The sequence below is a fragment of the Listeria grayi genome (assembly GCF_900638015.1).
Taxonomy (GTDB): Bacteria; Bacillota; Bacilli; order Lactobacillales; family Listeriaceae; genus Listeria; species Listeria grayi.
Map to the genome: position 1 here is coordinate 322,542 of NZ_LR134483.1, position 19,388 is coordinate 341,929.

At 42.0% G+C, this 19,388-nt stretch carries 16 protein-coding genes, 1 tRNA gene and 1 riboswitch; of the genes, 10 read left to right on the forward strand and 7 right to left on the reverse strand.

Annotated elements, in window-relative coordinates; translation table 11 throughout:
• Positions 1 to 9: 9 nt before the first annotated feature.
• Positions 10 to 1,272, reverse strand: coding sequence for an MFS transporter (locus tag EL241_RS01585; protein WP_052009048.1), 1,263 nt, complete (start codon positions 1,270 to 1,272; stop codon positions 10 to 12).
• A 196-nt stretch (positions 1,273 to 1,468) separates the two neighbouring features.
• Positions 1,469 to 2,590, reverse strand: coding sequence for a helix-turn-helix transcriptional regulator (locus tag EL241_RS01590; protein ID WP_036103543.1), 1,122 nt, complete (start codon positions 2,588 to 2,590; stop codon positions 1,469 to 1,471).
• A gap of 109 nt (positions 2,591 to 2,699) precedes the next feature.
• Between EL241_RS01590 and EL241_RS01595 the strand changes: the two genes are divergently transcribed.
• Genes EL241_RS01595 through EL241_RS01605 form a run of 3 tightly spaced genes read left to right on the forward strand, consistent with a single transcriptional unit; the run spans position 2,700 to position 6,112 of the window.
• Entirely contained in the window at positions 2,700 to 4,070 is a 1,371-nt protein-coding gene (locus EL241_RS01595; RefSeq protein ID WP_036103545.1) for a glycoside hydrolase family 1 protein, read from the forward strand.
• Between the two features lie 15 nt (positions 4,071 to 4,085).
• The gene (locus tag EL241_RS01600) at positions 4,086 to 5,024 is read left to right on the forward strand and encodes an ROK family protein (protein ID WP_036103546.1); all 939 of its coding nucleotides are present in this window, start codon (positions 4,086 to 4,088) and stop codon (positions 5,022 to 5,024) included.
• Complete coding sequence (locus tag EL241_RS01605; RefSeq protein WP_036103548.1) at positions 5,012 to 6,112, forward strand: DUF871 domain-containing protein; 1,101 nt, start codon at positions 5,012 to 5,014, stop codon at positions 6,110 to 6,112. The genes EL241_RS01600 and EL241_RS01605 overlap by 13 nt, the downstream gene beginning before the upstream one ends.
• Positions 6,113 to 6,172: 60 nt before the next feature.
• Here EL241_RS01605 and EL241_RS01610 read toward each other — a convergent pair whose 3' ends face one another.
• Positions 6,173 to 7,273, reverse strand: coding sequence for an ABC transporter ATP-binding protein (locus EL241_RS01610; RefSeq protein WP_036103550.1), 1,101 nt, complete (start codon positions 7,271 to 7,273; stop codon positions 6,173 to 6,175).
• Between the two features lie 260 nt (positions 7,274 to 7,533).
• On the opposite strand from EL241_RS01610, the gene nrdD reads away from it, so the two are divergent.
• A complete protein-coding gene (gene nrdD, locus EL241_RS01615) occupies positions 7,534 to 9,687 on the forward strand; it encodes an anaerobic ribonucleoside-triphosphate reductase (protein ID WP_036103552.1) in 2,154 nt (717 codons plus the stop codon).
• The gene (gene nrdG, locus EL241_RS01620; protein WP_036103555.1) at positions 9,680 to 10,231 is read left to right on the forward strand and encodes an anaerobic ribonucleoside-triphosphate reductase activating protein; all 552 of its coding nucleotides are present in this window, start codon (positions 9,680 to 9,682) and stop codon (positions 10,229 to 10,231) included. Before nrdD ends, nrdG begins: the two co-directional genes overlap by 8 nt.
• A gap of 74 nt (positions 10,232 to 10,305) precedes the next feature.
• On the opposite strand, the gene EL241_RS01625 is transcribed toward nrdG, so the two are convergent.
• The 4 genes from EL241_RS01625 to EL241_RS01640 are packed head-to-tail and all read right to left on the reverse strand — an operon-like array spanning position 10,306 to position 13,621.
• Positions 10,306 to 11,088 carry a carbon-nitrogen family hydrolase gene (locus EL241_RS01625; RefSeq protein ID WP_077912691.1) on the reverse strand — a complete coding sequence of 261 codons (783 nt, stop codon included), beginning with the start codon at positions 11,086 to 11,088 and terminating at the stop codon, positions 10,306 to 10,308.
• Between the two features lie 27 nt (positions 11,089 to 11,115).
• Complete coding sequence (locus EL241_RS01630; RefSeq protein WP_036103561.1) at positions 11,116 to 11,778, reverse strand: methionine ABC transporter permease; 663 nt, start codon at positions 11,776 to 11,778, stop codon at positions 11,116 to 11,118.
• Complete coding sequence (locus EL241_RS01635) at positions 11,775 to 12,791, reverse strand: methionine ABC transporter ATP-binding protein (RefSeq protein WP_036103564.1); 1,017 nt, start codon at positions 12,789 to 12,791, stop codon at positions 11,775 to 11,777. Before EL241_RS01635 ends, EL241_RS01630 begins: the two co-directional genes overlap by 4 nt.
• 11 nt (positions 12,792 to 12,802) lie before the next feature.
• Positions 12,803 to 13,621 (reverse strand): MetQ/NlpA family ABC transporter substrate-binding protein, encoded by an 819-nt coding sequence (locus EL241_RS01640; RefSeq protein WP_003757352.1) that lies wholly within the window; start codon positions 13,619 to 13,621, stop codon positions 12,803 to 12,805.
• A 93-nt stretch (positions 13,622 to 13,714) separates the two neighbouring features.
• Positions 13,715 to 13,822, reverse strand: a riboswitch (SAM riboswitch).
• Between the two features lie 156 nt (positions 13,823 to 13,978).
• On the opposite strand from EL241_RS01640, the gene EL241_RS01645 reads away from it, so the two are divergent.
• From EL241_RS01645 to EL241_RS01665, 5 genes are all read left to right on the forward strand, one after another.
• Complete coding sequence (locus EL241_RS01645; RefSeq protein WP_036103567.1) at positions 13,979 to 15,157, forward strand: pyridoxal phosphate-dependent aminotransferase; 1,179 nt, start codon at positions 13,979 to 13,981, stop codon at positions 15,155 to 15,157.
• A gap of 85 nt (positions 15,158 to 15,242) precedes the next feature.
• A tRNA-Asp gene (locus EL241_RS01650) sits at positions 15,243 to 15,315 on the forward strand.
• Positions 15,316 to 15,520: 205 nt separating this feature from the next.
• On the forward strand, positions 15,521 to 16,234 hold the full coding sequence (yycF, locus tag EL241_RS01655; protein ID WP_003757357.1) for a response regulator YycF: 714 nt from the start codon (positions 15,521 to 15,523) through the stop codon (positions 16,232 to 16,234).
• Between the two features lie 9 nt (positions 16,235 to 16,243).
• A complete protein-coding gene (walK, locus tag EL241_RS01660; protein WP_003757359.1) occupies positions 16,244 to 18,076 on the forward strand; it encodes a cell wall metabolism sensor histidine kinase WalK in 1,833 nt (610 codons plus the stop codon).
• Complete coding sequence (locus EL241_RS01665) at positions 18,069 to 19,388, forward strand: YycH family regulatory protein (protein ID WP_036103570.1); 1,320 nt, start codon at positions 18,069 to 18,071, stop codon at positions 19,386 to 19,388. The genes walK and EL241_RS01665 overlap by 8 nt, the downstream gene beginning before the upstream one ends.

The window sequence follows — 19,388 nt, forward strand, 5'->3', positions numbered from 1 at the left end:
TCCCCCTTTTTATTTCACAATAACTTCTTTTATCGTTTGTTCCTCTAGAGATGCTTTATAGCGAGGATCTTCAGGAATAGTATACAAAATAATGATCCCCAAGATCACAAAGATTGAAACTCCACCAAAAAACGCATACCAGCTGCCGATTCCAAGGAGCATGGGAGCGAGCATTGGGATCAGCACGCCTTGTAGGTTATTAGCCGATGCCATAATCCCAACGTCTTTACCAGCATTATCCATGTTTGGTAGTACGCGCATTACAAGTGCGGCATCAGAGGAATTGAATAAGCCAAAACCTAGAGCGACCATAACGGATCCGATGACTACGATCGGTATAGAAGTTGCCATCATATCAAACAGAAGTCCAATGATAATAAAGATCGCTCCCATGCAAATGAAAGGACGTTGTTTTTTGAATTTGTCGCTCAATATGCCGCCGACAATGCTCATCATGGCAGTAAAAAAGAGAGCAGCGATATTGATCAAAGAAACCACATGTCCTGCTTCATCACCAGACATACCAAGCCGCTTGGCCAACATGATAGTCAAATAAGCGGTACTTCCATATCCCATCAAAACAAAGATTTTAAGAAAAATCGCTTTGGTATAGTTAGGGTATTTTCGCGGACTAGGATAAATAGAGGATAAAGTTCGAATCAATGACTTTTTAGCATGAGGGACAGGATTAGCTGGTGTATCTCGAATCAATAGGCATGTAATAACTGGACCGGCGATTCCCATGACCGCAAGTAGAATCCATAGGAAAGCGGGGTAATCTTTATTTAGCAATGCCGCCAAGATCATACCGATCAATACGCCCAATGGTTGAACGATGCCTATTAGTCCGGAGTAAGAAGCACGTTTGGAGACAGGCACTTGGTCGGGCATCAATCCCGCAAAGGAAGCGCCTGCGATATTATAGAAAAATTGCACGATGATCCAGCCGATGATCACATAGAGAATCGAATGGCTCAGCCCCATTAGCAGCATGCCGATCGCTCCAAGCACCCCACCAATCACCAGCCACGTTTTTCGGCGACCGAATGCAAGTCTGGTTCGGTCGCCAAGAGCGCCGCCGATCGGAGGACCAAAAATAGCGAATACAGTACCAAAGGCGGAACATAGACCAAATGTTGTCGTGTAATTCTCTGGATCAAGATTGATAACTCGAACGCTTAATAATACAAGCGCCGGCGTAAGAAGTGCGACAGAAAGGAATGTATAGCCGATAATGACAGCAGTTACTAAACGTTTATAATTTGTTTTCATAGGTTCCCCTCATTTCTAAATTTAATAAAATCAAGCGCTTACAAAATGGCCAGCAAAGAATACCGATTTTGATGTGCGAGTGACGATTATCAAAAATAGCTTATAGCAAAAACGAGGAGATTTCTAATAGAAAATCCAGTGTTTTATTAAAGAAATTAGAAACTTGAAAGATTCCAGTCGATACTGGATCGACCAGTTATAAAAGCGTTAGCCGAAATTCTTTTGGTGTCATATGAGATTGATCTTTAAAAAGTTTACTGAAGTAGCTTTGATTGCTGAAATTTAGTTTAGAAGTAATATCCTGCAATGTCATGTCGGTGTGCTGCAATAAATACTTTGATTCTTCGATTTTCATTTCTTGGATAAAGGAGCGGATCGTTTGACCGGTTTTTTCATAAAAAACAGTTGATAAATAACTACGGTTATATCCGGTGTATTCTGCTAGATCGGCATTAGTGATTTTTTCATAAATATTCTGTTGGATATAATCAATGCAATCATTAACGACTTTGGAATCAAACCGCTTTTGCTTGTTTTGGATCAATAGCTGGAACGTGATATTCATTTTTTCAGCCAGTGGGCGAAACTGCTCATGTTTGTTCAGCAAATGGATCTCTTGTAGGAAAACATCGGAATAATGATAGGCGGTATTAGGAGCAACGCCAAAAGAAATCGATGCTCGAGTGATCAAAGTGATCATACTGACAAGAATGTATTTCTTTTGCTCGACACTTTTCAAATCGATTACTTGACGGTCGCCAGCGCGGTCAAATTTATCTAAAATGCGCTGGATACTTACTGCGTCGCCAGTTTTCAATTGATTGATCAATATTTTTTCCAATTCATAGCTATCGGAGAAATTAGGCTCTTCCAAGCGCTCACGCTCAAGCTTTGGTGCTGGGAATGCTTCAGTGCTGGCAGTTCGTATTGTTGGATCATTATCTGGAACAAGTGCGTAATAAATCAAATGAATAAGATCTAATAGTTTTTTCTTTTCTGGATCATTGCCGAGTGAAGCGGGATCTTGTTGATAGGCGATCAATTGTTGTTTATCGAAAAATGCTTTGGGAAACAGGCTAGCGAAATGATAGGAGATTTTATTGCTTTGAAAAAGAAAAGATAAATAGGTTGCTTTCTTGGTATGGAAAACCAAGATATCTTTTGAAATGTCAGTGTTTTTAACGAGTGTATTGATCTGTTCGATTTCTAAGATACTTGTAATGTTTTTCTGATAGACGCATTGATCTTCCGATAAAATTACAAAAGGGAAGTCCAATAAGGATTGAATAGCTTGCAGTTTTAATAAGAATGCTTTCATAAAAATCGCCCCATACATAATTTTTTAATATAATACCAATTTTTTTGATATATTGAAAGCGTTTTTATCTATATAATGAAAGTATTATTAGGAGAGGGGTCTGAATACAATGACATTCAAAGATAACTTTTTATGGGGAGCTTCCACCAGTGCCTATCAAGTGGAGGGTGCTTGGGAGGAAGATGGCAAGGAAGCCTCTGTTCAAGATATTCGTCCACCGTTTGAAGGAACGACGGATTTTAAAATCGCCAGTGATCATTACCATCACTATAAAGAAGATGTCGCGCTGTTTAAGGAGCTGGGGTTAAAAGCATACCGCTTCTCTATCGCTTGGACACGTATAATGCCGCATGGGAAAGTAAACCCGAAAGGCATCCAATTTTACAATGATCTGATTGACGAGCTGATCGCAAACGATATCGAACCGATTCCGACAGTCTTTCACTTTGACTTACCGGCTTCACTGCATGAAAAGGGCGGCTGGCTAAATCGGGAAACGATCGATGCGTTTACCGAGTACTGCCAGGTTTTATTTGATAATTTCGGGGATCGCGTGACTTATTGGCAGACGATCAATGAGCAAAACATGCTTGTTTTTGCCAGTAGAGTGCTGGAGGGAAATAAAACTTCTTGGAAGGATACTTTTCAAGGCAACCATCATATGTTAGTGGCACAAGCAAGGGCAATGAAGCTTTATCATGAAGGGAATTATCCGGGGAAAATAGGACCGGCACCGAATATTTCCTGTGTGTATCCAAAAACAGAAAGACCAGAAGATATGCTGGCAGCCGAATATTTTAGTGCTTTTAGAAACTGGCTGTTTTTAGATGCGGCAGTCTTTGGTACATACAATCACATGGCATGGCGGATTTTAGAAAAATTAGATGCAGTGCCGGAGATCACAGCGGAAGATCGCCAAGTCATGAAAGAAAATACAGCTGATTTTATCGCCTTCAATTATTATAACTCCTCTACCGTTTCGGCTAGTGATGGGAAGGAGAGTGCAGCTAAGGATCAGCAAGACAGCTTTGCGATTCCTGGGTTTTTTAAGGGCGAAAAGAATGAACATCTGCAAACTACCACATTTGCTAATTGGCCGATCGATCCGGTCGGGCTGCGCAACACCGCTCACCAGATCTATAGCCGCTATCGTCTTCCACTGATCATCACGGAAAATGGGTTGGGGCAGCGTGATGAATTAACAGCAGATGGCAAGATCCATGATGATTATCGAATCGATTATTTACGCAGCCACATCGAGCAAATGCAACAAGCGATCGAGGAAGGTGTCGAGCTATTCGGCTATTGCCCGTGGAGCGCTATTGATTTGATAAGTACGCACGAAGGATTTCGAAAACGATATGGCTTTGTCTATGTGGACCGCTCCGATTTTGATTTAAAAGAACTGAAACGCTACAAAAAAGACAGTTTTTACTGGTATAACAAGGTGATTCGGACGGGTGGACAAGATCTTAAATAAGAAAGGACATGCGACATGCAGAAATATGTAGGAATCGATATTGGCGGCAGTTTTATCAAATTCGGTTTAGTAGATGCAGATGGAAATATTCTGGAGCAAGAATCCATGCCGACGAAGCGGGAAGATCCAGAAGGTCTGCTGGCAAAATTGACGGCGATCATAGCTGGTTATCAGCGAAAAGGAATCGACAAAGTGGCGATCAGTCTTCCTGGCGTTATTTCAAAGGATGGAACAATGCTCACAGCAGGAGCGATCCCAGGATTCAAATCGCGTAATATCCAAGCAGAATTGACAAAAATGACAGGGGCAAGCGTTCAAGTGATCAATGATGCGAATGCCGCGGCTTTGTCTGAGAAATGGCTGGGACACGGGAAGAATATAAAAAATTACTTTTGTCTGACATTAGGAACAGGAGTTGGCGGCGCTGTTGTATTGAATGACCAGCTTTTGACTGGACGAACCGGTGCAGCTGGGGAAGTCGGTATTTCACTATTGGGGCGGGGAAATACTCGCCCAGTCGGTTATGAATCCGTCAGCTTTTTTGCCGGAGCAGTCGCAGGTCTCTGCCGAATCTATAATTTTAAAAAGGGCGTCTTTAACCTAGCTGATTGGCAGACCGATATCCCGACAATCTTGAAAGAAGCAAAGTCGGGTGGGAGGATCGCTCAAGAGAGTTTCAATGAATTTTATCAAAATGTAGCAGTGACGATCTTGAATATCACTGTGATGTATGATCCCGAGCGGATTTTGATCGGTGGTGGCGTGAGTGCCAATGAAGAGATAATGGCGAACGTGAAGCAAGCAGTAGATGACTTGTTTACGCGTTATACAGATGTTTCCGCAGTCGGCGCTCCGGAGATCCTTCCTTGTAAATTTCGCAACAGTGCTGGAATATTAGGAGCCGTTTACCACTATATTCAAGAAAACAAGGAGGAATGGAATTGGGTAAATTAGGAGTTAGTTTATATCCGGAGAAGACAGCATATGAAGCAGACGTTGCTTATTTAGAACGCGCCAAAGAATATGGCTTTACACGCTTATTCATTAATCTACTGCTTTTTGGTGAACCTGATCCAACGCATATCGAGCGGATCAAGAAAACGACTATCAAAGCGCATGGATTAGGATTTGAAACTATTTTAGACGTCAATCCCCGTACTTTTGAAGTTTTGGGAATCAAACCACAAGACTTGGGATACTTTGAGGATTGGAAAATAGCGGGGATTCGTCTTGATATGGGATTTACTGGGAAAGAAGAAGCTTTGCTGACGAAAAATGAATATGGTTTTTTGATAGAGATCAATATGAGCAATGACAATCATTATTTGGATCTGATCATGGATCATCACCCTCGCAGATCTCATTTGATCGGTTCGCACAATTTTTTTCCGCAAGCATATACGGGCTTAGAGGAAGCTTACTTTCTCGCATGTAGTAAAAAATTCCAAGCCTATCAGCTTCGGACAGCGGCTTTTGTAACGTCACAACAGGCAGAGATCGGCCCGTGGCCACTGCAGGAAGGACTATGCACGTTGGAAACACATCGTCGACTGCCGTTAGCCATCCAAGTCGCGCATATGAAGAGTTTGGAGGCGGTAGACGATATTATTATTGGGAATGCCTACGCCAGTGATACAGAATTAAAGCAAGCAGCCAGCGCTTTCCATGCAGCTGTGACGCCAATTGGTATTCTTCCTGCAAATGATCTGACAGAATTAGAAGAAAAAATCATTTTTGAGGAGCTGCATACTTATCGAGGCGATTATTCCAGTTATATGATCCGCTCTTCTATGACACGCTTGAAATATTACAAGCATGAATTGCCAGTTAATAATGAGAACCAACCAATCGAAAGAGGCGATATCTTACTCTTAAATCAAGAATACGGTCAATACAAGGGAGAAGTCCAGATCGCTTTGAAATCGCGTCCAAATGATCCGCGAATCAATAAGATCGGGAAAATCGCGCCAGAATATCTACCGCTATTAGATGGATTAAAACCATTTGATCAATTTACATTTACAGATTTACGCCATAGCTAAACAGAAAAACGCTCGGCAAGGATAGCATCAAGCTATCTTTTGGCGAGCGTTTTTCGTTATTTACTCCGTAATATTTTCTTCTGTTGTTGGGTCAAAGAAGTGAGATTTTGTCATTTCAAATGCTAATGTGATTTCTTCAAATGGTTGATGATTCGAGCGGGAATCAACGCGAGCGACGAATTCTTCATTGCCGACTTTGCTATGCAGCAGGAATTCCGCACCAGTCAATTCTGCAACGATCGTTTGAGCTTGGAATGTATAGCCAGGATTTGCTTCGATCATGATCGGTTCGTCGTGGATATCTTCTGGACGAATACCGAAGATGATTTCTTTGCCATCGTAGCCTTTGCTAGTAAGGGCTTTAAGCTTGCCTTCCGGGACAACAATCGTGAAATTATCAGTAATAAAGTTTTTGCCTTCCAGACGGCCGTGGAAGAAATTCATTGCTGGACTACCGATAAAGCCGGCAACAAACATATTGATCGGGTGATCGTACACGTTTTTTGGCGCCCCGACTTGTTGGATGACGCCGTCTTTCATGATGACGATCCGCGTAGCCATTGTCATCGCTTCTGTTTGGTCATGGGTAACGTAGATCATTGTTGTATCTAATTGCTGATGTAATTTCGTGATCTCTGCACGCATTTGAACACGTAATTTGGCATCCAAGTTGGACAACGGTTCATCCATCAAGAAAACATTTGCATCACGGACAATCGCACGACCTAATGCGACACGTTGGCGCTGACCACCGGAAAGCGCGCTTGGCTTCCGTTTTAAATAATCCGTCAAGCCAAGAATGTCTGCTGCATGATCGACACGCTCTTTGATTTCTGATTTTGGCGTCTTTCTTAATTTCAATCCGAAAGCCATATTATCAAAAACTGTCATATGCGGATATAGCGCATAGTTTTGGAAAACCATCGCGATATCACGATCTTTAGGCGCAACGTTATTCATTACCTTTCCATCGATACTAAGCGTTCCTTTAGAAATCTCTTCCAATCCGGCGATCATCCGAAGTGTAGTAGATTTACCACAACCAGATGGACCAACAAAAACGATAAATTCTTTATCATCGATCTCTAAATTAAAATCTGATACAGCAGTTACTTTATTGTCATAAATTTTATAAATATGTTCTAAGGATAATTGTGCCAAACGACTCGCCTCTTTCTTCTTATGATAGTTCTCAGTATAAATGAAAGCGGTTTATTAGGAAATGTCACGTTGCACAAAAATGGGGGCTTTTTTTGGGCATATCTTCTAAAAGAGAGTTATTTTCTTTTTGGAAGAAGAAAAATGTAGCTATTATTGTAAACTATCTGATAAAAAAGAAATCATTTTACTGGTAGAAAAATACAGGATTTCGTGTTAGTATTTAATTGTAGGTACTACATATTGTGATTGGAGGCTTTTTGATGTATACAGAAAAAGAAACGCAGCAAGTAGTGGAAAAGCGTGATGGAAGACAAGTCGATTTCGACCCAGGGAAAATAAGAAAAGCTATTTTGGCGGCGATGAATGCGCAGGAAACAGATGCTGAAAATCAAATAGACGTTTTTTTAAAAAACATTGTGAATGAATTGGCAAACGATACTGTCTTGACGATCGAGAAGATTCAGGAAACCGTAGAAAATGTGCTGATGAAATCCGAATACCCAGACGTAGCAAGAGCTTACATTGAATATCGCCATGATCGCGACAGTGAACGCGACAACATTACCGATATGACAAAAAGTGTGGAAAAGCTCTTGAATAAAGATGCTTCTGTCGTAAATGAAAATGCAAATAAAGATGCCACCGTTTTTAATACGCAACGAGATTTGACAGCTGGGGCAGTGGCAAAGAGTTACGCATTGAAATTCATGCTACCGAAACATGTAGCGAATGCACATTTAAAGGGAGATATCCATTTCCATGATTTGGACTACAGCCCGTACCATGCAATGACGAACTGCTGCCTGATCGATATTGAAGGAATGCTTTCTAAAGGATTTACGATCGGGAACGCCAATGTGGAGAGTCCGAAGTCGATCCAAACGGCTACGGCTCAGATTGCTCAAATTATCGCAAACGTTGCTAGTTCGCAATACGGCGGCTGTTCTGTGGATAGAATCGATGAAGTGTTGGCGATCTATGCAGCACTTAATTATAAAAAGCATAGAGAAGAAGCGGCCGATTGGGTCGTTGCCGATAAACAAGAAGAATATGCCCACGAAAAAACGAAAAAAGATATTTATGATGCCATGCAGAGTTTGGAATATGAGATCAATACCCTTTATACAAGTAACGGGCAAACGCCTTTTGTGACGCTCGGATTTGGTCTCGGGACAAGCTTTTTCTCCCGCGAGATCCAGCAGGCTATCTTGAAAGTCCGGTTGCTCGGTGTAGGGAAAGACAAACATACGGCGATTTTCCCGAAATTAGTATTTTCATTGAAACGCGGCGTGAATTTAGAAGCGCAAGATCCCAATTATGATATTAAACAACTGGCTTTGCAGTGCTCGGCGAAAAGAATGTATCCTGATGTCCTTAGCTATGATAAATTGACCGAGATAACAGGGGACTTTAAAGTACCAATGGGTTGCCGTTCATTTTTACCGGCTTGGCAGAATGAAAACGGTGAATTTATCAATGCTGGTCGTAATAATCTTGGTGTAGTAACATTGAATTTACCGAGAATCGCGATCCAAAGTGAAGGCGATCAAGACAATTTTTGGAAAATTTTTCATGAAAAAATGCAGATCGTGAAAGATGCACTGTTATTCCGTTTGAAACGCGTCAGCCAAGCACAGCCGGAAAATGCGCCGATTCTTTACAAATACGGTGCATTCGGAAAACGGCTGCACGACGGCGAATCTGTCAAAGATCTGTTTACCAATAAACGTGCTACCGTTTCCATCGGATATATCGGCTTGTATGAGGCAGCGACAGCATTTTATGGTGGTAAATGGGAAACTAATAAAGAAGCGAAGGATTTTACACTGGATATCGTGAAGGAACTGAAAGGATATGCCGATGCTTGGCGCGATAAATATGATTATTGGTTCAGTGTTTATGCCACTCCAAGTGAAAGTCTGACTGATCGTTTCAATCGCTTGGATCGTGAAAAATATGGCAGCATTCCAGATATTACGGATAAAGAATATTATCAAAATTCGTTCCACTACGATGTACGCAAAAAAATCACGCCATTTGAAAAAATCGATTTCGAGAAAGAATATCCATTTTATTCTTCTGGCGGCTTTATCCATTACTGCGAATATCCAAAATTGGTCCATAATACGAAAGCGCTGGAAGCGGTGTGGGACTATGCTTACGACCGCGTTGCGTACTTAGGTACGAATACGCCAATCGATAAGTGCTATGAATGCGGTTTTGAGGGAGAATTCAAGCCAACCAAAGAAGGCTTTGAATGTCCTTCTTGTGGGAACAATGATCCTGAAAAGGCAGATGTCGTCAAACGGACTTGCGGTTATCTTGGCAATCCGATGAAACGGCCAATGGTACATGGACGACATGTGGAAATCAGCAAACGGGTGAAACACATGGAGATCGGTCGCAATGAATAATCCAAAGCCAAAAGAATGGGTATCCGATAATCTAAGCAGAGGCTATATCGCTGATTATAAAGGATTCAATTTTGTAGACGGTGAGGGCGTGCGCTGCAGTCTGTATGTATCAGGTTGTCCGTTTCACTGCGAAGGCTGCTATAACGCTTATGCACAGTCGTTTAAATATGGTGTGCCATATACCGATGAATTAGAAGCAAAAATCTTGAATGATTTGGCACATGAAGGCGTCCAGGGATTGACACTACTTGGCGGGGAGCCGTTTTTGAACACAGGGACCTGTCTTGCGATCGTCAAAAAAATGCGTGCTAGATTTGGCAATGAAAAAGACATTTGGTCATGGACTGGCTATACCTGGGAAGAAATGATGAAGGAATCAGCTGATAAATTAGAACTGTTATCACTGATCGATGTACTCGTAGACGGCCGTTTTGAGCAAGACAAGTTTGATCCAAACCTTGCCTTTCGCGGTTCCAGCAATCAGCGCATCATTGATGTCCAAAAATCGCTGGCAAGCGGAGAAGTGGTCTGTTATTTAAATTAAAAAAGTGTTGGGAGCATTTCGCTTCCAACACTTTTTTTGATTGAAATAGATGTCTTCAATAGAAGGATTTTTTATTAAAAATAAAGTTCTGGTCGCCGATCTGCTAAAACCGGCATGGCTTCTCTGACTTTTTTTACATCTGCCAAATTGATTTCTGCTAGAAGATTCTGCGGTGTATCGTCGGCTTCGGCAATAATCTCACCGCTAGGGTGGATCACCAGCGAATTACCACCGAATTGATTGGCAGGATCGGAACCAACACGATTGACGGCCACGACGAATGCTTGGTTTTCGATCGCACGGGCAATCAGCAGTTGCTTCCATTGCGTAATGCGCGCTGAGGGCCACTGTGCGGAAACGAAAAGGACTTCAGCACCATTTGCAGCATGTTTACGCAGCCATTCTGGAAAACGAATATCATAACAGATAAAACCAGCACATGCGAGGTCGCCGATCCGAAAAAGATTGGCGCTATTGCCAGGTCTGATATAGATGTGCTCATCCATACCTTGAAATGGATGCACTTTCCGATAAGAAGCGAGCAAGTCGCCATCTTTAGCAACAGCATACATGATATTAGAGAAATAATCCTCTTCAGAAATTGCTACGGAACCACCGATAACAGTAACTTTTTGCTGCAATGCCAAGCGAATAAGGAAGCCTTTTGTCCGGTCACCGTTAGGGTCGGCAAAGTCTGCTAACTCAGAAAGGCAATAGCCGGTATTCCACATTTCAGGAAGCACCACGATGTCGGCGCCGCTGTTTGCTGCTTCGATCACTGCCTGCTCGATGGCTTGATAATTTTTATCCGGATCACGAAAGGCGACATCTGTTTGACATAATGCGATTTTCATTATTTTCTCCCCCAGTTTGATTCCCAAATCTTAGTCTTTTTTAAGTTTACGAGCCAATAAATTCCCCAATGATTGAAGTAATTGTACCATAATTATCAAAATAACGATGGTGGTATACATCACAGTCGGCTCATAACGTTGGAAGCCATATTGATAAGCGATTGCTCCAAGACCGCCGGCACCGACTAGACCAGCCATTGCAGTAGCACCGATCAGGCCGATCGTTGCGATGGTAAGGCTGAGTGCGATCCCGGAACGGGCTTCGCGAATTATAACAGAAAAAATGATCTTCGGTGTGGAGATCCCCATTGCCTGATAAGCTTCGATCACACCGCGGTCTACTTCTAAAAGCGTAGATTCCATTAAACGTGCGATGTAAGGAGCGGTGTAAAAGACTAATGGCAAGATCACCCCTTGGATACCGATCGAAGTACCAACGATTGCTCGTGTTACTGGTAAAATCAAGAAAAGCAAGATAATGAAAGGCAGTGATCGCAAGATGTTGATGACCCAATTCAAAATCGTATAAATGAAGTAATTTTCTGTTTGTCCGCCTTTTCGTGTCAAAATAAGCAGCACGCCGAGCGGAATACCGATAATGACTGCGATAACGAGTGTGATGATCGTCATTGTCAATGTTTCGAGGATACCTTGCCAAATCACAGGTCCCCAGTTTTCAATGAAAGCATTCATGGCAATTCAACCTCCTCTACAACGACTTGCTGACTGACCAAGTAATCGATCGCATCTTGATAGGCTGTTTCATTTCCCTTTAAATGAACAAGCAGTTTTCCGATCGTGCCGTTTTTGAAATGCGTGATGCCGCCAGCTAAAATGCTAGGCAGGACATCGTAATTACGGGAAACTAAGGCAAGTGCCGGTTCGTCAGCTTCGTCACCTAAGAAATAGAGTGAAACCAATTTCCCCGTTTTCCCGTATTTCTCCAGCAAATCAGCAGGGATCTCATAACCGCCTTCTGTACCGATAAATCGCTTGGTAGTGGGGTGAACGGCTTTCGTATAAATATCCAGTACGGTTCCCTGTTCCACGATCTCTCCATTTTCCATCACAGCCACACGATCGCAAATACGTTCGATCACTTCGAGTTCATGCGTGATCAGAAAGATCGTGATGCCCAATTCCTCATTGATCTTGAGCAGCAGATTTAGGATCGACTCGGTCGTTTCCGGGTCTAATGCGCTGGTTGCTTCATCGCTCAGTAAGATCTCTGGTTCAAAGGCCAGCGCCCGAGCGATAGCGACACGTTGCTTTTGACCGCCGGAAAGCTGAGCGGGAAAATGGTGCTCTTTATCCTTTAATCCGACGATCTGAAGATATTTTTCCACACGTTCTTTGATAACGGATTTGGAAAAGCCACTCAGTTTAAGTGGCTTCGCAATATTATCGTAAACGGTAGCGGTTTTGAGTAGATTATATCCTTGGAAAATCATGCCGATTTTGCGGCGCGCGTGGCGCAGTTCAGAAGCATAAAGTGTAGAAAGATCTTCACCGTCGATTTTTACGCTGCCTTCGTCAGGTTTTTCTAAGTAATTGATACAACGTACTAAGGTACTTTTTCCAGCGCCGGAATAACCCACGACGCCGAATATTTCCCCTTTTTTCACGTTTAAAGATACATTTTTAACAGCTTCTACTTTTTTGCGATTAACAGTAAATGTTTTTGACAGATTTTCTAATTCAATCATGTTTTCAACTCCTAGAATGCAGGTACAACAGAACCTTTGAATTCTTTTTCGATAAATGCTTTTAATTCTTTAGATTGGTAATATTTCTTAAGTGTTTTCACGACTTCATCGTCTTTATTAGCTGTCCGAACGACAAAGACATTTGGATATGGATTGTTTTTGATCGGTTCGTGATAGATCGCATCGTCATTGATCGTCAAGTTGGCACCCATTGCGAAGTTCGTGTTGATTGCTGCAGCGCGTACTTCACTTAATTGCGAAGGGAGCTGTGATGCTTCCAGTTCCACGATATCGAGTTTAAGCGGATTTTCAGCGACATCATTTTTCGTTGCTTTTTGGGAAACACCTTTTTTCAGTTTGATGACACCAGCTTTTTCAAATAGTTTCAAAGCACGGTATTCATTCGCAGGATCGTTAGGAACCGCGATTTTGTCGCCTTTTTTCAGATCCTTGATATCCTTGATCTGTTTGGAATAGATACCCATTGGGAAAGCAACGGTTTTGAAAGCGATGCTGAGTTTATAGCCTTTGTCTTTCTTTTGCTGATCCAAGAAAGGGATCGTTTGGTAGTTGTTTGTATCGATATCACCATCATTCAAAGCTGTATTCGGCGTATTGTAATCGTCGAATGTTTTGATCGTGATGTCCAAGCCATCTTTTTTCGCTAATTTTTTTACTTCTTCGGCGATTTGCTGATGCGGACCGCCAGTTACCCCGATACTGATTTTTTTGGTGCTGAGTGCGTCATCTTTATTACCACCACATGCTGCTAGTGCCAACAACGCAGCACCTGCGATTACAAGTAAAATTGCCTTAAAAGATTTTTTCATTTTTTTCTTCCTCCCTGTGTAAAATACTTTTGAAGTAATAAAAAAACTTCTCTATCACAGATAGAGAAGTTGGGATTCGTAAAATTCCGACTTCTCTTATCTGTCAACATTTAGAAATGTTGCTGGAATTAGCACCTTCACTAAAAAAAGTTAGGTTGCCGGGCTTCATAGGGCCAGTCCCTCTGCCGCTCTAGATAAGAGAATTTAGTTTTTTAAAACTTGTTAATTTAAAATATACGCTATTTGTGCGGGAATTGTCAATCTCTTTTTAACTTTTCAGAAAAATCCCCTAGACAAACGGAACGGGAAAGACTAATATGGAAAGCAATGAAATAAGTCAGAAAGCAGGTGCAGAAGATGAAGATCTCACAAAAACTACAAGCATTGCCGGAACAATTTTTCTCTACATTGGTCGCGAAAGTGAATCAAAAAATTGCGGAGGGCCATGATGTCATCAATTTAGGGCAGGGAAATCCGGATCAACCGACACCGGAATATATCGTGGAAGCATTGAAAATTGCAGCAGACAAGCCGCTTAATCATAAGTATTCGCCCTTCGATGGGAAATTAGAACTAAAACAAGCGGTAGCCGAATTTTATCAGCGTGAGTATCAAGTAGAGATCGATCCGCAGACAGAAGTAGCAATCTTATTTGGTTCGAAAACAGGATTGGTAGAACTGCCGATGTGTGTATTAGATGAAGGCGACTGGATGTTGCTGCCAGATCCGGGGTATCCAGATTATCTATCAGGCGTAGTGCTTGGCGGAGTGAATTATGAAACGATGCCGTTGCGCGCGGAAAATGATTTTCTGCCAGATTATAGTAAACTTTCTCCAGAAACGCTTAAAAAGACAGAAATGATGTATTTGAACTATCCAAATAATCCTACTGGTGCGGTTGCAACGCCTGCTTTTTTTGAGGAGACCGTAGCACTTGCGAAGAAACACGCGATCACAGTAGTTCATGACTTTGCCTATGCTTCGATTGGTTTTGATGGCAAAAAACCAGTTAGCTTTTTGCAAACTGCAGGAGCAAAAGAAGTAGGCGTGGAATTGTATACATTATCTAAGACTTATAATATGGCTGGCTGGCGAGTCGCCTTTGCAGTCGGGAATAAAGAAATCGTCCGTGCGATCAATCTGATTCAGGACCATCTATATGTCAGCTTGTTTCCTGCTATCCAAGATGCTGCAGCAATAGCGCTGACTGGTGATCAAAGTGACGTGGAAGCAATGCGAAAAATGTATGAAAGCAGACGAGATCATTTTATCGCTGCTTGCCGGGAAATCGGTTGGGAAGTAGACGCGCCAGCAGGTTCATTCTTTGCTTGGTTGAAAATACCTACTGGATTTACGAGCGCAAGCTTTGCTGATTTTCTATTAGAAGAAGTGAGTGTGGCTGTTGCGCCAGGGAATGGATTTGGTAAAGAAGGAGAAGGTTATGTTCGCGTCGGTCTGCTTATGAATGAAGACCGCTTGGAAGAAGCAGCACGCCGGATCGGAGCATCTACGGCTTTCCGAAATCCCGTATTGTAAAATTTTTCCCAAAATATGTAAAAAAGGTATTGCGCAAATGTCCAAAACATGGTTTAATGAGGAAGTGCCATTTTTAAGGTGCTTAGGTTCCGTGGTGTAGGGGTTAACATGCCTGCCTGTCACGCAGGAGATCGCGGGTTCAAATCCCGTCGGAACCGTTAAGGAAGAGATCAGCTTGCTAATTTAGCACTGGTCTTTTTTTTGTAGATAAAGTATAATTCAGATAAATTCATGTTTATGTTATAATAGATGGAGTGAGCTTATACGCTCCAATGAATGGCAGCAGAGACTGTAACGAGAGATTAACGAAGCCTGTCCTGACACTACGTCAGTCAAATCCACGAATTAGGAGGATACAACTAAATGGCAGAAAAGAAGATTTTAGTCGTTGATGATGAAAAACCAATTGCAGATATTGTGAAATTTAACCTTAACAAAGAGGGTTTTGATGTTTATTGTGCTTATGATGGCGATGAAGCACTACAATTAGTAGAAGAAGTACAACCAGATCTAATTTTATTAGATATTATGTTACCAGGGCGAGACGGTGTGGAAGTTTGCCGTGAGGTGCGGAAAAAATACGATATGCCGATCATTATGGTGACTGCCAAAGACTCGGAAATCGATAAAGTGCTAGGATTGGAATTGGGAGCGGATGATTATGTAACGAAACCTTTCAGCAATCGTGAATTGATCGCTCGTGTGAAAGCTAATCTGCGTCGCCACAGTCAAGTGAGCTCGCAGGCAGCAGAAGATCAAGAAAATTCAGAGCTGGAAGTCGGTTCGCTGACGATCCACCCGGATGCATATGTCGTATCTAAACGCGGTGACACGATCGAACTGACACATCGGGAATTTGAACTGCTACATTATCTGGCAAAACATATTGGCCAAGTAATGACGCGTGAGCACTTGCTCCAAACTGTTTGGGGCTATGATTATTTTGGAGATGTGCGCACGGTGGACGTAACTGTACGACGCCTGCGGGAAAAAATAGAAGATAATCCAAGTCATCCGGCATGGCTAGTAACAAGACGTGGAGTAGGCTACTATTTACGCAATCCTGAACAGGAGTAGGATGACCGTATGCTAAAAAAGAAATTTTTCCAATCTGTACAATTCAGACTTGTCATCATTTATATTCTGCTGATCATTCTTGCGATGCAGGTCATTGGCGTTTATTTTGTACGGGAGCTGGAAAGCCGACTAGAGAACAACTTTAAAGAATCGATCCGCAGCAGCATGACGTTTCTTAATTATAATACGCGTGAAGAGATTTTAAATGATAGTGAAAATACGTCGAAAGAACAAGCACTCATCGAACAATCCCTGACAGACTTTGTGCAAGCGAATGATTCGATCAATGAAGTACGTGTTCTCGACAGCAGAGGAAAGATCCTCGGCACATCGAACAAAGATAACCAAGGTATCGTAGGTCAAAAGTCTAACGATACCTTGGTTAAACGTGCGTTGTCGCTCGGAAACGGTTCGGAAGACAAGATCTTTATTGACCAAGCTAACAAAAAACGTGTCTGGGTCAACGTTTCTCCTATTAAAAATAAAGGACAAGTGATTGGGGCTATTTACCTAGTTGCAGATATTCAAACTGTTTACCAACAAGTAGATGATATTACGAATATCTTTGTTACCGGGATCGCGATCTCCCTATTTATAACCGCGATCATGGGTATCATTCTTTCCCGTACGATCACAAAACCGATAAAAGAAATGAAACGGCAAGCGTATGCTATGGCTAGAGGGAACTATTCTCGTAAGGTGAAAATCTACGGCTATGATGAAATCGGAGAACTGGCAGAGTCTTTTAATATGCTGACGAAGCGGCTCCAAGAAGCACAAGCGATGACAGAAGGGGAAAGACGCAAGCTCTCCTCGGTTCTTTCTTATATGACAGATGGCGTTATCGCAACCGACCGACGAGGAAAAGTAATCCTTATCAATTCACCGGCTGAAAAAATGCTACGTATCCCGCATGAAGAAGCAAATGGGAAATCGATCATCGACGTGCTTGATATCGGGGAAGATTATGAGTTTGAGGACTTGATGGATATTGATGAAGCATTGACGCTAGACCGTACGATCTACAATAAACCATTTATTCTAAAAGCGAATTTCTCGATCATCCAACGGGAAACTGGATTTGTAAATGGTGTTATCGCCGTACTGCACGATATCACCGACCAAGAAAAAGTCAATCAAGAACGCCGCGATTTCGTATCCAATGTATCGCATGAACTACGTACGCCGCTTACCAGCATGAACAGCTATTTAGAAGCACTTCGCGATGGGGCATGGGAAGATAAAGAGATCGCACCGCAGTTCTTAGAAGTAACGCAAAACGAAACAGAGCGGATGATCCGGCTAGTTAATGATCTTTTGAAACTGTCCCGTATGGATGCAGGTCGTGAAAGCCTTGAAAAAAGTTTTGTTAACTTTACGGATTTCTTCAATCATATTATCGACCGCTTTGAAATGATGAAAAAAGATACGATCATGTTTATTCGGCATATTCCGAAATTGCCGATCATCATTGAGATCGACGAAGATAAGATCATGCAGGTAATGGACAATATCATTTCAAATGCAAATAAATACTCACCTGATGGCGGACGGATCTCCTTCTATTTGAAAAAATGGAGCGATAAGATCCAAATCAGCGTTTCCGATGAAGGTCTCGGCATTCCAGATGAAGATCTGGACAAAGTTTTTGACCGCTTTTTCCGAGTAGATAAAGCGCGCTCACGAGAAATGGGCGGAACAGGTCTGGGCCTTGCAATCGCAAAAGAAGTGATCGAGTCTCACGGTGGCCACATTTGGGCGGAACGAAACAACGGCAGAGGCACGACGATTCACTTTACGCTACCATACAGTGATTTACCGGAGGATGATTGGGATGACTAAAAGATATGGATTTAGAGGCTTATTGTTGACCATACTTGTAATTATCAGTATCGTTCTTAGCTATTCGATTTGGAAAGGACAGCCGAATTATGAGGCTATCAACGTGAAAAATGTCGAAAAAACAACGATCAGCAAAGAGCAGACAGCTGCCCAAACTTTCAAACCATATAAAGTGATTTGGAATAAAGACGGTAAACAGTTCAGTAGTAATGATGAGACAGCGATCAAATCGCTTTCTTCCCGGGGAACTACTTTTGGGTTCTCGGAAGTGCTCGTTTCCGAAAAGAAAAAAACAGAAACATACGAGAGCATCATCCATCAAAATGATACATTTGAATTAGTCTATCCAACTACCATACCGTTCACCATCTTTTCGCAGGTTTTCCATGTTTCTGGTAAAAATCTGCAATCAGATTCTTTCAACCGCATCATTTTTGATAAAAATGCCAGCGATACAGGTCTGCATACGGTTTATTTTGCAAATGACCAAAACCACACGATCTACCAGAGCAGTCTGCAGGAGAAGGATATGAACGAAGTAGCATCGATCGTGAATAAAGCAAAGGATACATTCATCGAAAATGATGTGGTTATCGATCAAAACAGGCGACTATATTTAAGCAGTTCGCCGTTAAACATCGATTCTCGGAAATTTATCATCAGCTCGATCAAGATCAACCTATTCATATCCGCGCTTTTCCAAGATTCGGATTCCATCAAAAATGAAGGTAATAATTACACAAATGGTTCCAGTATCATTCAAGTCAATCCTGAATACAAAACATTAGAATATGTAAATCAGGCACAAGAACGTAATCGTCCGGAACTGCTTCCCAAACAAAAACAAGCCATGATGATCCAAGACAGTTTTAACTTTGTCAATGAACACGCAGGCTGGACTGGCAATTTTACATTTGCTGGCTATGATGTCAACAGTGGGAGTACGAACTTTATGCTTGATGTACACAATATGATGGTGTTCAATCCTGATAAAATGACGACGATTTCTGTCGCACAAGGTCAGGAAAGTGTTTTCCGCTATACCCGGCCGTATTACATGTTCGAATCAGAGATCTATTCGGCGAAGCGGAAAGTAAAGTTAGAGTCATCTTATAGTGCCTATCAAAAACTGATCAAGAGCAAAGCAGTTGATCCGCAAAACATTGATGCAATGGCGCCTGGCTACGAAATGAAACGCTCCAATTGGGAAAATACCTCTTCGCTTAATCGCGTTGTCGAATTGGAACCAGTATGGATGTTCCAATACAAAGGAACTTGGTTTTCTGTAAATGACACAGAGGGGGGTAATTAA